Genomic DNA, 14,548 nt, shown 5'->3' with positions numbered 1-14,548 from the left:
TGCGGGCGTATAGTTCGCCTCCTCAGCAGACAACGCAGCGACGGAAACGAAACGCAGCGACCTGCACCGCTCTTTAAAAAACAGAATAACCGATAGGTGTGAGTGCTTGGCGAAAGCCACACTTGCACTGCGAGAATGAAGAAGTACTTGTTTATTTCTTTGATCTTGCGTGCCAGAAATTTGCTATGAGATTGAACTGAAGAGTTTGATCCTGGCTCAGATTGAACGCTGGCGGCATGCTTTACACATGCAAGTCGAACGGTAACAGGGAGCTTGCTCCGCTGACGAGTGGCGAACGGGTGAGTAATGCGTCGGAACGTGCCGAGTAGTGGGGGATAACTATCCGAAAGGATAGCTAATACCGCATACGCTTTGAGAAGGAAAGCAGGGGATCGCAAGACCTTGCGCTATTCGAGCGGCCGACGTCTGATTAGCTAGTTGGTGAGGTAAAGGCTCACCAAGGCATCGATCAGTAGCGGGTCTGAGAGGATGATCCGCCACACTGGGACTGAGACACGGCCCAGACTCCTACGGGAGGCAGCAGTGGGGAATTTTGGACAATGGGCGCAAGCCTGATCCAGCCATGCCGCGTGTCTGAAGAAGGCCTTCGGGTTGTAAAGGACTTTTGTCAGGGAGGAAATCCCTAGCGCTAATATCGCTGGGGGATGACAGTACCTGAAGAATAAGCACCGGCTAACTACGTGCCAGCAGCCGCGGTAATACGTAGGGTGCAAGCGTTAATCGGAATTACTGGGCGTAAAGCGTGCGCAGGCGGTTGTGTAAGTCTGATGTGAAAGCCCCGGGCTTAACCTGGGAACTGCATTGGAGACTGCACAGCTAGAGTGCGTCAGAGGGGGGTAGAATTCCGCGTGTAGCAGTGAAATGCGTAGAGATGCGGAGGAATACCGATGGCGAAGGCAGCCCCCTGGGATGACACTGACGCTCATGCACGAAAGCGTGGGGAGCAAACAGGATTAGATACCCTGGTAGTCCACGCCCTAAACGATGTCAACTAGCTGTTGGGGGTTTGAATCCTTGGTAGCGTAGCTAACGCGAGAAGTTGACCGCCTGGGGAGTACGGCCGCAAGGTTAAAACTCAAAGGAATTGACGGGGACCCGCACAAGCGGTGGATGATGTGGATTAATTCGATGCAACGCGAAAAACCTTACCTGGTCTTGACATGTACAGAACTTTCCAGAGATGGATTGGTGCCCGAAAGGGAGCTGTAACACAGGTGCTGCATGGCTGTCGTCAGCTCGTGTCGTGAGATGTTGGGTTAAGTCCCGCAACGAGCGCAACCCTTGCCATTAGTTGCTACCATTCAGTTGAGCACTCTAATGGGACTGCCGGTGACAAACCGGAGGAAGGTGGGGATGACGTCAAGTCCTCATGGCCCTTATGACCAGGGCTTCACACGTCATACAATGGTCGGTACAGAGGGTAGCCAAGCCGCGAGGTGGAGCCAATCTCATAAAACCGATCGTAGTCCGGATCGCACTCTGCAACTCGAGTGCGTGAAGTCGGAATCGCTAGTAATCGCAGATCAGCATGCTGCGGTGAATACGTTCCCGGGTCTTGTACACACCGCCCGTCACACCATGGGAGTGAGTTTCACCAGAAGTGGGTAGGCTAACCGTAAGGAGGCCGCTTACCACGGTGGGATTCATGACTGGGGTGAAGTCGTAACAAGGTAGCCGTAGGGGAACCTGCGGCTGGATCACCTCCTTTCTAGAGAAGGCGATCGTCGAGTACTCACAACCTATCGGTTGTTCTGAAAGAGGGCAAAGCTTTCGATGAAAATCGGCGCATCTCTGCGTTAAAAGCCTCCTCGTGTACATACAGTACACGACGTCGGCTTTTGCCTTGATCTGCTTGATTTTGCTCGAAAGCGCAAAGAGTAAAGTTTGGTGATCAAAACCAAGCACAGCCAGGCGCGACAGACCGCCGCGTACATCAAGTACGCAAGGAATGGAGCAACGCCGCAGTGCGCAGGATTTCATCGCCAAACCAACTGGGTTTGTAGCTCAGCTGGTTAGAGCACTGTGTTGATAACGCAGGGGTCGAAGGTTCGAGTCCTTCCAGACCCACCAGTTTTTATCTGGGTGCTGTAGACAGCACTACGGATAATCCATTTTTGTTTCAGATGCTATCTGGGACAAAAAGATAAAGCCGAAAGACAAGGCGCAGCGCGACGACGTGTACATCATGTACACGAGGAGCGATGTAACGCGGTATTTCGGGTTTAGAGGGGGATTAGCTCAGTTGGGAGAGCACCTGCTTTGCAAGCAGGGGGTCGTCGGTTCGATCCCGTCATCCTCCACCACCACCTTACAGTGCAAACAAAAGCGCACACAGCATGATTGATTGCTGCGTGGATTTTTGCTTGCGTTGTGTAGACAATGCCCGATCTTTAACAAACTGAAGAAGCCGAATTAATTAGACGGCGAAATGAAACACCTGCAGTTAACTCTGCATGTGGGACAAATCGTCATCTTGGGAATTTGATTGTATCTAATGTCATGTCGCCATACCAAAAGGGGCGGTGTGACATGTCGCACAAACACAATCCTGTCGGATTGGTAACTCAGGTTACTGAAATGATAGGGTCAAGCGACTAAGTGCATCTGGTGGATGCCTTGGCGATCACAGGCGATGAAGGACGTGTAAGCCTGCGAAAAGCGCGGGGGAGCTGGCAATAGAGCTTTGATCCCGCGATATCCGAATGGGGAAACCCACCCGCAAGGGTATCCCGTACTGAATACATAGGTACGTGGAAGCGAACCGAGTGAACTGAAACATCTAAGTAACTCGAGGAAAAGAAATCAACCGAGATTCCGTCAGTAGTGGCGAGCGAACGCGGAATAGCCTGTATGTGATAGAGATTGAGATAGTGGAAGGACCTGGAAATGTCCGCCATAGTGGGTGATAGCCCCGTACACGAAATTTCATTCTTGGTACTGAGCATACGAAAAGTAGGGCGGGACACGCGAAATCCTGTCTGAAGATGGGGGGACCATCCTCCAAGGCTAAATACTCGTGATCGACCGATAGTGAACCAGTACCGTGAGGGAAAGGCGAAAAGAACCCCGGGAGGGGAGTGAAATAGAACCTGAAACCGGATGCATACAAACAGTGGGAGCCTCGCAAGGGGTGACTGCGTACCTTTTGTATAATGGGTCAGCGACTTACGTTCAGTAGCAAGCTTAACCGCATAGGGGAGGCGTAGGGAAACCGAGTCCGAATAGGGCGTCTTAGTTGCTGGGCGTAGACCCGAAACCGAGTGATCTATCCATGGCCAGGATGAAGGTGCGGTAACACGCACTGGAGGTCCGAACCCACTAGTGTTGCAAAACTAGGGGATGAGCTGTGGATAGGGGTGAAAGGCTAAACAAACTCGGAGATAGCTGGTTCTCCCCGAAAACTATTTAGGTAGTGCCTCATGTATCACTTCCGGGGGTAAAGCACTGTTATGGCTAGGGGGTCATTGCGATTTACCAAACCATGGCAAACTCTGAATACCGGAAAGTGCGAGCATGGGAGACAGACGGTGGGTGCTAACGTCCATCGTCAAGAGGGAAACAACCCAGACCGCCAGCTAAGGTCCCAAATGATCAGTTAAGTGGTAAACGAAGTGGGAAGGCCCAGACAGCCAGGATGTTGGCTTAGAAGCAGCCATCATTTAAAGAAAGCGTAATAGCTCACTGGTCGAGTCGTCCTGCGCGGAAGATGTAACGGGGCTCAAACTGATAACCGAAGCTGCGGATTTGCACGTAAGTGCAGATGGTAGGGGAGCGTTCTGTAGGTCTGTGAAGGTGTCTCGTAAGGGATGCTGGAGATATCAGAAGTGCGAATGCTGACATGAGTAGCGATAAAGCGGGTGAAAAGCCCGCTCGCCGAAAGCCCAAGGTTTCCTACGCAACGTTCATCGGCGTAGGGTGAGTCGGCCCCTAAGGCGAGGCTGAAAAGCGTAGTCGATGGGAAACGGGTTAAAATTCCCGTACTTTTGTGTAGTGCGATGTGGGGACGGAGAAGGTTAGGTCAGCGGCCTGTTGGAATAGGTCGTTCAAGCCGGTAGGCGTGAAGGGTAGGCAAATCCGCCCTTCTTTAACGCCGAGAAGTGATAACGAGGGTCTACGGACCTGAAGTGACTGATACCACGCTTCCAGGAAAAGCCACTAAGCTTCAGCTACACAAGAACCGTACCGCAAACCGACACAGGTGGGCAGGATGAGAATTCTAAGGCGCTTGAGAGAACTCAGGAGAAGGAACTCGGCAAATTGATACCGTAACTTCGGGAGAAGGTATGCCTGTTGTGGTGAACACCCTGCGGTGGGAGCTACGACAGGTCGCAGAGAATCGGTGGCTGCGACTGTTTATCAAAAACACAGCACTGTGCCAACACGAAAGTGGACGTATACGGTGTGACGCCTGCCCGGTGCTGGAAGGTTAAGTGATGGGGTGCAAGCTCTTGATCGAAGCCCCAGTAAACGGCGGCCGTAACTATAACGGTCCTAAGGTAGCGAAATTCCTTGTCGGGTAAGTTCCGACCCGCACGAATGGCGTAACGATGGCCACACTGTCTCCTCCTGAGACTCAGCGAAGTTGAAGTGTTTGTGAAGATGCAATCTCCCCGCTGCTAGACGGAAAGACCCCGTGAACCTTTACTGTAGCTTTGCATTGGACTTTGAAGTGGTTTGTGTAGGATAGGTGGGAGGCTTTGAAGCAGGGACGCTAGTTCCTGTGGAGCCGACCTTGAAATACCACCCTGACCCCTTTGAGGTTCTAACCTTGGTCCGTTATCCGGATTGGGGACAGTGCATGGTAGGCAGTTTGACTGGGGCGGTCTCCTCCCAAAGTGTAACGGAGGAGTTCGAAGGTTACCTAGGTACGGTCGGAAATCGTGCTGATAGTGCAATGGCAAAAGGTAGCTTAACTGCGAGACCGACAAGTCGAGCAGGTGCGAAAGCAGGACATAGTGATCCGGTGGTTCTGAATGGAAGGGCCATCGCTCAACGGATAAAAGGTACTCCGGGGATAACAGGCTGATACCGCCCAAGAGTTCACATCGACGGCGGTGTTTGGCACCTCGATGTCGGCTCATCACATCCTGGGGCTGTAGCCGGTCCCAAGGGTATGGCTGTTCGCCATTTAAAGTGGTACGTGAGCTGGGTTCAAAACGTCGTGAGACAGTTTGGTCCCTATCTGCAGTGGGCGTTGGAAGTTTGACGGGGGCTGCTCCTAGTACGAGAGGACCGGAGTGGACGAACCTCTGGTGTACCGGTTGTCACGCCAGTGGCATTGCCGGGTAGCTAAGTTCGGAAGAGATAAGCGCTGAAAGCATCTAAGCGCGAAACTCGCCTGAAGATGAGACTTCCCTGAGGGCTTGACCCTCCTGAAGAGTCGTTCGAGACCAGGACGTTGATAGGTCGGGTGTGGAAGCGCTGTGAGGCGTTAAGCTAACCGATACTAATTGCTCGTGAGGCTTGATCCTATCATTTGAGTGGCTTGGGAAACCGAGACCGGATGGATAGTGAGTGTGCGACGCGATCAAAGACCCAATCTAATTAATTCAGTGATTCAGACAGAGTGTCTGGATGACAAAGCTTCTTCGAGTTTGTTGACAGTTTATGTCTGGTGGCCATAGCGAGGTGGTCCCACGCCTTCCCATCCCGAACAGGACCGTGAAACGCCTTAGCGCCGATGATAGTGTGGCATTCGCCATGTGAAAGTAGGACACTGCCAGACTCCCCCTTCGAAGCCCAGCTCAAACGAGCTGGGCTTTGTGCATTTGGGCACCGGTAACGAGCCCATACTCTGCTCAGTCAGTCTCCACGATTGCATCGGCATGGCCGGTGATGACACGCCCCCCTTACCCGGCATAGCCAAACCGCTATGATTAAGGCCAGTCCACGACTGGAGGATGCATTGTGTCTAGCCTGTTGTTGCGTGTGTTTGTGTTGTGCACCTTGTTGCTGAGCCATCCGCTGATGGCTGCGGAGCCGCGTCTGTCTCCCGATGCCTGGGAGCAGCAGCGCACCCTGGTTTTGGCCGGGCAACCGGTTTATCTGTTTCTGGGTAAGGAGGGTGAGCTGACCGCACCGCAACGTGTGGTGCGTGTGGAAGCGCGGATGCGTGGCCTGGAAGCGGCAGATGCTGAGTTTCCCGTACTGGCCACACCGTATGGCAGCGGTGCAAATACCGCTTACCGGATATCGGTGAACGGCAAGCCACTGTTCAATATCATCGCCGATGATCTGGACCCGGCTGATGGCCTGAGCCTGCAACAATCCGCCAGCAATGTGGTGGAACGGCTGAATCGATTACGGCGTAACTATTTGCAGGAGCATTCCTCCGGGGCGCTGGCCATCGCCTTTGGCTATGGTATTGCGGGCACAGTCGTTTTTGTTGGCTTGCTCTATCTGACGTTGCGTCTGCGTCGTCATGCCTTGCGGCGTTTGCCCTTGCACCCGGATAAGCTCCCTGGCTGGATTCGCGCGCGTGTTAGCTTGCGCGGTATGGTGTTGCGGGCCGAAGGCGGCATCATCAATCTGACCACCGTGCTTTGCATCCTGTTCCTGAGCTATCTGTGGCTGACCTGGTTGCTGGCCCGCTTTCCGTATACCTTGCCGTGGAGCCGCCGTTTGGGCGCATTCCTGTGGACGCTGGTGAGCGCATTGCTCGATAACGCGGCCTCGGCCATTCCCGGTTTGCTGACAGTCTCGCTGATATTCCTGTTTACCCGTTTATTGTCCCGTGGCTTGGGTCTGGTGTTCGGCATGGTCGAAAGTGGTCAGTTGCGCTTTCCCGGCCTGCATCCCGAAACCGCGGGTGCTACACGTCGCTTGCTGGGTGTGGTGCTGTGGTTGTTTGCATTGACCATTGCCTATCCTTATTTCCCGGGGGCGGATTCCGATGCCTTCAAAGGCATGAGTGTGTTCTTCGGCTTGCTGGTGACACTGGGCTCGGCGGGCATCATGAATCATGCAATGAGTGGTCTGGTCCTGGTGTATTCCCGTGCCTTGCGCGCCGGAGATTATGTACGTATCGGCGATGTGGAGGGGTATGTGACCGAACTGAGTGCCTTGTCCACCAAGGTGATGACGCGACAGGAGCACGAGGTCACCCTGCCCAATGCCGTGGTGGTGGGCGGCAAGGTGGAGAATTACAGCCGGCCAAGCCAGGGGCGCGGGTTGGCCTTGACTACGGTGGTGTCGATTGGCTATGACACGCCATGGCGGCAAGTGCAGGCCATGCTGGAGCTGGCAGCGCACCGCACGCCGACCGTGGATGCAAGACAGCCCATCCTGGTCCGTCAGCTGAAGCTGCAGGATTTTTATGTCGAGTACGAGCTGCAGGTAAATATCCTGCCGGACGCACTACCCGTCGATCTGTTTACCGCCCTGCACGGGCATATACAGGATGTGTTCAATGAGTTTGGCGTGCAGATCATGTCCCCGCACTTCCGTGCCCAGCCGGCACAGCCGGTGATCGTGCCGCCACAACATTGGTATGCCGCCCCGGCGACACCGCCCGAACCACCACAAGAAACGCGCTGACTAAAGGCAGGATGTGCGATTTGCCTGGTAATTACTTTAATCTCATTCTGTTTTTATCAAGTATTTCCAGGGTAATGCTTGCTCCGGAGTAATGCGGGCTGCTATACCAATAGCGTAAACGCCCGCATTGCTACCGGCCTTGAAATCCGGTGGACATTGCATTCCTGAGGAGTCCGCAATGCCGCCACCCCTGAGATTATTGATCCTGGAAGACCAGGTCATCCTGCGCAAGCTGATTTCCCGTCAGACCGGCTTCTTCAGCCGGCAAGCCACGACTATCGACGAATTCAGCGACCCCGCCGAAGCCTTGCGTAGTGCAGCGGAAAACAGTTACGACCTGATCATCACCGATATCGGCATTCCCGGCATGAGCGGGATCGACTTCATCAAGAACCTGACGGCCATTGGTTGCCGGGCATCCTTGCTGATTATTTCCGGCTACGACAGTCGCATCCTGCATGCCATCGTGCGCATGGCGCGCGGTCAGGGCATGCCCAGTGTGCATTTCCTGTGCAAGCCATACAGCATTGACCAGTTCCTGCATCAGCTCAATGCAGTTTTTGCCGACATGGAGCAGCAGGCTGGCAGCACCGCGCTTGATCCACAGCAGCTGTGGCATGACTGTGCTGCAGCACCACTGGCGCTGGAATTTCGCCCGGTACTGGATGATGAGCAACGGCAGCTGCGGGCCATGCAGGTTGCCGCCTTGCAATTGCCAAGCGGCCTGTTGCCACTGGACGCCGGGCTTTACCGTCAGCTGGCCAGTAACACGCAGCTTCCGGTGCTGATTCTGGAAATGGTGATGGAGCGCCTGGTGCAGGTTCTGGTTGGTATTCCCCATTCGCTGCGTCAGCACATACCGTTCTTGCTGCATCTGGATGCCAGCTGTCTGGCGCATGACAATGTGTTCGATCGCTATGCCGCCTTGTTGCGCCAGCACGGGCTGGTGCCAGGACAAATCGGATTTCTGCTGGCCGATGGCTTGCAGGCCCATCACTCTCCGGTATGCTATGAGAATATTGCCAAACTGAAATACTTCGGTTTCCATTTGCTGGCCGAGCAGTTGGGCGAGGGTGGGCTGACCGTTTGCAATCTGCTCGACTTGCCGCTGGATGGCGTGCGTGTTGCCGCCTCCACGATGCAGCAGTGGCCGCACCAGCAACAAAGCCTGCTGGCCTTGCTGCAATGCTGCGGATTGACCACCGCGCAACTGACCATCACGCATCTGGACAATGAAGCCGACCTCACCGTCATCAACGCGCTGTCCGGCTGTCATGTCAGTGGTGAGCAAATTGCCCTGCAGTTGGGCATGGGCGAGCTATCCTCTTATCTGGAACAACAACAGACTGCTGGCACCATTCAGGGATAGACCAGCAGCGAAGATGTCATGACGTGCAAGGGGTGAATCATGTCGATTGAGCTGGAAAAGCTGAAAATACTGGTGGTGGACGATCAGTCGCTGGTCCGCACACTGGTCAGCCAGTCACTGCAAACCATGGGAATCCGTGCGGAGCACATTTCGCAAGCACCGGATGGCAGCACGGCCATGCGTACGCTGGACATGCGCATGGTGGACCTGGTGCTGTGCGATGTGGAAATGAAGCCGATGAACGGCCTGGACCTGCTCAAGGAACTGCGTTGCGGCCATACCGCCAATGCATCCAACCTGCCCTTCATCATCCTGTCTGGCCATGCCGACCGCAGTAATGTCACTGTGGCTGTCAAATTGCACGCGGATGGCTTTGTCGTGAAGCCGCCAAAACCGGCGGATGTGGAAAAGGCGATCACCCAGGCGCTGAAGCGCGCACGGCCCGAGGTGGACCCGTTCAGCTATTACAGTGTTGATACCGGAACCGACTACGACAAAAAGGTGTTCCGTCGTCTGTTCGAGCCGCGCGCTGAAGATTTGCCCGCCGTGCAGGGGGAAATCGTGACGATACACAGCGCCAAGCCCGGCTCGGTACTGGCGGCAGACCTGCGCAGCAAGAGCGGGCATTTGCTGCTGCCACAGGGAGCAAGTATCTCGGCCAACCAACTGGCAGTATTGCGTAATTTCAGCGACCGTTACGGCGTACATCAGCTGGAAATCGAGACGTCTGACCAAACGCCGGTTGCGGATGCTGCGGCAACCGAACCATCCGGTCAGCAGGGCTAGGCCTTTGCGCCAGCAGGGGGGATGGATGGCCAGAATCAACAACAAGACCAGCCAGACGCTGTCCATCGGCAGAGCAGTCATTGCCATTGTCGTCTTGCTTGGGGTCTTCCAGATCGGCTGGGTCACCCGCTTGCTGGCGGCATCCTGGCAGCATTATCAGCAGGCAGTGGAGCTGGCGGAGGTTCATCAGATCAGCAGCAAGTTTTACACTGCGGCCGATCTGTTGCGGCGTGAGGCCATTCTTGGTCGTGGCCTGCTGTACCGTAACACCCCTCCCTATCCGAGTGAACGCAGCGCACTTGCCTTGTTGCGTATGCAGGCAGACAGCTGGATAACGCAGGCACTGGCGGCAGGTGAGCGTGACATTGTGGCTGAGCAGCGTGCCAAACTGGCCGATGTCGCATTGCAGCTGGAGAGTTTTCGCAGCTTGCGGCCAGAAGTCGACATGCGGATTGGCCCTGCCTGGGGGGCGGATGAAACGCTGGGTTATGGCGTGGAACTGTCTTCACGCCATTTGCAGGATGCCATCAACGATGTGCTGATTGGCATGAACGGGCAGATGAAATGGCATGCACCCCCCGGCCTGTACATCATGATGGATATCGCCCAGGCCAGCTGGAATATCGGTCATGTCCTGCGTACCACCGCTTCCGCCCTGTTGTTGCGCAGCGAGCGTGATGCCCCGTTGAGCGAAACCGAAGAGGGTGACCTGCAATCCCGGCTGGACCTGAGCAACCTGATGCTGCAACAGCTGCGTGCTGATGTGGCGCACACACAGGATCAGGCCTTGCAGTCCAGCTTGCGGCGCGTTTCGGATGCCGCCTTGCAGCTGCACATGCTCAACAAACAGCAACTGGCAGCCATGCAGGCGCACCAGAGCATTGCCGGCATGCAATCCGACATGCAGCAACTGCTGGCACAGGTGCAGCAGGAAAGCTGGAACCTGTTTGTACAGACCAACCGGCTGAGTGCCGCCCAGATCCAGCTTGCCCTGGAAGACTATCGCCGGCAGCTGATTCACGATGCCGTGCTGGGCCTGGCCATTCTGGCCCTGGGGCTGGTTCTGCTCTACAGCATGACCAAGCGTGTGCTCAAGCCGCTGAACCGCTTGCAGCGCATGCTGGATGCCGCTGGCGATGCCATCATGACCATTAACCAGCACGGTACGGTACTGTCGGCCAATGCCGGTGCGCAACGCCTGTTCGACAACGGACGGGATGTGCTGGAAGGGCGGCAGATCAGCCAGTTGCTCAGCTTGCCACAGGCGTTGGCTGATACCTTGCTCCGGGTGAGCGAGCTGGGCAGCCAGACGCTGCAAGGTGAAGGTATCAAGCTTAATCAGGAGCGCTTCTTTGCCGGCATCACGGTCAGCCTGTTCCGCAGCACGGATACCGACAAGGAATTCATGCTGATCGTGCGCGACGAACATCAGCGCCGTATCGCCGAACGTTCGCTGGAACACAACCTGAGCATGCTGTCCGCCATTTCCCATGTGGAAAACCTGATGCTCAGCCGTTGGCCGCGCAAGCAGGTGCTGGACCGTCTGCTGGACGAGTTCATCCGTTTCAGCAGCGCCGAACAGGGGTTCATGCTGGTGCTGGCCGAATTTCCGGACGACCGTTTCGAGATTCATCTGCAGGCCGGTAACTGGCCAGACACCTTGCCACCGCTGGAAACCGTAGCGCATGAGCCAGAACCCCTGACCTGGCTGTTGCAGCGCCTGGCCGAAATGCCGCCCTGGATTACCCTGCCGGTGTCCATGGATGACGATGTATCGGCCCTGATTTGCCTGCTGAAGCCGGATCTTGTCCTGCTGGGCAAGGGCATTCAGCCCTTGGTGGGTGCCTATGCCAACATTCTGGGCTTCTTTGATGAAGAAGACCGGCGCAAGCTGTCCGAATCGCAGTTGCGTTCGGTGCTGCAGGAAGAAGAGGCCATCTATTCCGCCTCACCCATTGGCTTGTTGCGGCTGAACGAGCAAATGCAGATCGTGCGTGCCAACCGCATGGCAGAGGACATTTTTGGCCGTGGCGGCAGCAGCCTGCCCGGCATGCACCTGATGGAGCTGCTGGCGTCCGACCAAAGCTGGTTCGACCTGACCAGCCAGCTCAACAATATGGTGCAGTACCAGAGCAAGCTGCGCTGCGAGCTGGAGTGCATCAATGCCGATGGCCGCCCTATCTGGGTGTTGTTTGAAGGCATGCTGCTGTTTCCGGATCGGCCGAATGAAGGCACCATCCTGGCCTGTCTGGACATTACCGAGAGCAAGCTGGCCGAGTTTGAACTGCGCATGGCGCGTGACCAGGCCAATGCGGCCAACCGGGCCAAGAGCTCTTTCCTGGCCACCATGAGCCACGAAATCCGCACCCCGATGAATGGCGTGCTGGGCATGCTGGAACTGCTGGCCATGACCCCGCTCAACCCGGAACAGAAGGACAGCGTGGACACCATCCAGGAGTCCGCCCGCACCTTGCTGCGGCTGATTGATGACATTCTGGATTTCTCCAAGATCGAAGCGGACAAGCTGGAAGTGGTGCTTACCCCCACCGCGGTCAAACCGCTGCTGGAACAGGTGCGCACGCTGTATGCCGAAACCGCGGCGGCCAAGGGCCTGCAATTGAAGCTGGAAGTGGATGAACGCCTGGCACCAGCACTATTGCTCGATCCCTTGCGCCTGCGCCAGATCCTGCAGAACTTCGTCAGCAATGCCGTCAAGTTCACCGCCAACGGTGGCATCACCCTGCACGTGGAAGTGCTGGAGCAGGAGTTTTCCGCCCAGACCCTGCGCTTTGACATCATCGACACCGGGATAGGCATTGCGCCGGACAATCTGGCCCGGCTGTTCGAGCCCTTTACCCAGGCCGAATCCGATACCAGTCGCCGCTTTGGCGGAACCGGGCTGGGTCTGGCCATCTGCCGGCGTCTGGCCGGGCTGATGGGTGGTCATGTGGAACTCGACAGCCAGCCGGGCCAGGGGACGCGTGCGTCCTTGCTGCTGGTGGCCAATATCGTCGATAGCCAGGAGCTGGCTGCCGGCGAGCTGGATGACGATGCCACCCGCACCACCCACGCCGCCGCACCGGAAACCGAGGACGGCGCGCATGGCCAGTACCTGCCCATCCTGTTTGCCGAGGACAATCCCACCAACCGCAAACTCACCTTGCGCCAGCTGGAAAAGCTGGGCTATACCGCCGAATGTGCGGAAGACGGTGCCCAGGCCTACGCCATGTGGCAGGCCGGGCGTTACAGCCTGCTGCTGACCGACTGCCACATGCCGGTGACCGATGGTTATGAACTGGCGCGGCTGATCCGTGCCTACGAGGCCGAGCATCCGGAGCGCGGCCGGCTGCCCATCATTGCCTGCACTGCCAATGCCGGGCAGGAAGAACTCAACAAGACCAGCGCGGCCGGGATGGATGATTTCCTGACCAAGCCACTGGCCATCAACATTCTGTCAGCCATGCTGAAAAAATGGCTGCACAACGCAGCGGAGAGCGTGATGGAACCCAGCAATGCAATGTCTTCTGCCAGTACCAGCTGCCCGGTGGACCGGTCTGTACTGGAGGTCTACAGCGATGGTGACATGGCGGTAGAGCTGGAAATACTGCATGACTTTGCCCAGGCCAATCAGGAAGACATGGACGCCTTGCGCCAGGCCGTGAACGCAGCCAATGCCGACCAGCTGGCGTGGGCGGCACACCGTATCAAGGGTGCCAGCCGCATGGTGGGGGCCAATGACATGGGGAATGCGGCCGAGGCAGTGGAGAAGGCTGCCAAGACGGGGCAGGCAGCGTCGGCCATCGGACTGGTGCCTGTGCTGGAGCAGGCGCTGGCTGCATTCGACAGCTGGTTGCAACAGCAGGACACCGCCAGCGTCTGAACCGCGCTACATGCTGCGGCTGATGGCCTCGCTGCGTTCCAGGGTGGCAATCAGCCAGTCGCGGAAGGCGCGGATCTTGGGTTGCTGGGCCATCTCGTGTGAGTACATCAGGTAATACGCCCACTCGGTTTCCAGCACGGTATCAAACGGAATCACCAGCCGTCCGCGCTGGATGTCATCGTTCACCATTGAAACCTGCGCCAGTGTCACGCCCATGCCTGCCGCCGCCGCATGCAACGCATATTCCAGCGCATCAAAGGTCACGCCGCTCTCCGGGTTGATATTGCTCACCCCGGCCAGTTTCAGCCAGCGATCCCATACATCCTGATCCCGCCAGGGATGCAGCAGGGTGTGGTATTGCAAATCCTCCGGGGTGCGCAGCGGATGCGGCCCCACCAGCAAGGAAGGCGAGCAGACCGGCACCAGTTTTTCGCGGCAGATGCACTCGATGCGCATGTCGGTATACACCTCGGGACGCGGCATGCCGATGATGGCCAGGTCGTATTCGGCGCGGTTGAACGGCTTGTCGTGAATCAGCTGGGTAATCAGGTGCAGGGTGTATTCCGGATAGCGGGTCTGGAAGTCCGGCAGGTTAGGCAGCACCCAGCGCATGGCCGGGGTGGGCGGTATGCGCACCCGCAGCCCGCTTTGGCGCAGGCGTAGCATTTCGCTGGCCTCGTGCAGCAGCTGGAAGGCGTCACGCGCCGGCTTGACCAGGGCTTCACCCTCGGCGGTCAGCGCCAGGCCGCGTGCCTGGCGGATGAACAGACTGGTGCCATAAAACTCCTCCAGGGTTTGCACGTGCCGGCTTACGGCACCCTGCGTCAGGTGCAGGGCGTTGGCTGCGCGGGTAAAGGACAGGTGTTCGGCGGCGGCAACAAAGACCCGCAAGGCATTCAAGGGAGGCAGTTTCATCGGATTCATGCTGTTTATTCATGGCTGGCATGATTATAACT

General features: G+C 56.8%; 5 protein-coding genes, 2 tRNA genes and 3 rRNA genes. 9 read left to right on the top strand and 1 reads right to left on the bottom strand.

What is annotated here, in order from left to right; all coding sequences use genetic code 11:
* Nucleotides 1-193: 193 nt before the first annotated feature.
* The 9 genes from DKK66_RS07325 (at nucleotide 194) to DKK66_RS07285 (ending at nucleotide 13,592) form a co-directional block, all read left to right on the top strand.
* Nucleotides 194-1,729 (top strand): 16S ribosomal RNA (locus DKK66_RS07325).
* A 285-nt stretch (nucleotides 1,730-2,014) separates the two neighbouring features.
* Nucleotides 2,015-2,091, top strand: a tRNA-Ile gene (locus DKK66_RS07320).
* A gap of 157 nt (nucleotides 2,092-2,248) precedes the next feature.
* Nucleotides 2,249-2,324 (top strand) — tRNA-Ala (locus DKK66_RS07315).
* Nucleotides 2,325-2,605: 281 nt separating this feature from the next.
* Nucleotides 2,606-5,492, top strand: a 23S ribosomal RNA gene (locus DKK66_RS07310).
* 139 nt (nucleotides 5,493-5,631) lie between these two features.
* Nucleotides 5,632-5,746, top strand: a 5S ribosomal RNA gene (rrf, locus tag DKK66_RS07305).
* The 16S, 23S and 5S rRNA genes sit together here with 2 tRNA genes alongside, the layout of an rRNA operon.
* 182 nt (nucleotides 5,747-5,928) lie before the next feature.
* Entirely contained in the window at nucleotides 5,929-7,557 is a 1,629-nt protein-coding gene (locus DKK66_RS07300) for a mechanosensitive ion channel family protein (RefSeq protein WP_207389862.1), read from the top strand.
* A gap of 178 nt (nucleotides 7,558-7,735) precedes the next feature.
* A complete protein-coding gene (locus DKK66_RS07295) occupies nucleotides 7,736-8,926 on the top strand; it encodes an EAL domain-containing protein (protein ID WP_131356701.1) in 1,191 nt (396 codons plus the stop codon).
* A gap of 39 nt (nucleotides 8,927-8,965) precedes the next feature.
* A complete protein-coding gene (locus tag DKK66_RS07290) occupies nucleotides 8,966-9,712 on the top strand; it encodes a response regulator (protein WP_062790542.1) in 747 nt (248 codons plus the stop codon).
* A 25-nt stretch (nucleotides 9,713-9,737) separates the two neighbouring features.
* Nucleotides 9,738-13,592 carry an ATP-binding protein gene (locus DKK66_RS07285; RefSeq protein WP_165494121.1) on the top strand — a complete coding sequence of 1,285 codons (3,855 nt, stop codon included), beginning with the start codon at nucleotides 9,738-9,740 and terminating at the stop codon, nucleotides 13,590-13,592.
* 6 nt (nucleotides 13,593-13,598) lie between these two features.
* Here DKK66_RS07285 and gcvA read toward each other — a convergent pair whose 3' ends face one another.
* On the bottom strand, nucleotides 13,599-14,516 hold the full coding sequence (gene gcvA, locus DKK66_RS07280; RefSeq protein WP_052694317.1) for a transcriptional regulator GcvA: 918 nt from the start codon (nucleotides 14,514-14,516) through the stop codon (nucleotides 13,599-13,601).
* Nucleotides 14,517-14,548: the final 32 nt, after the last annotated feature.

The sequence above is a fragment of the Aquitalea sp. USM4 genome, from assembly GCF_004328945.1.
GTDB lineage: Bacteria > Pseudomonadota > Gammaproteobacteria > Burkholderiales > Chromobacteriaceae > Aquitalea > Aquitalea pelogenes.
The sequence above is the reverse complement of the archived record's forward strand: the minus strand, read 5'-3'. Positions and strand labels throughout refer to the sequence as shown.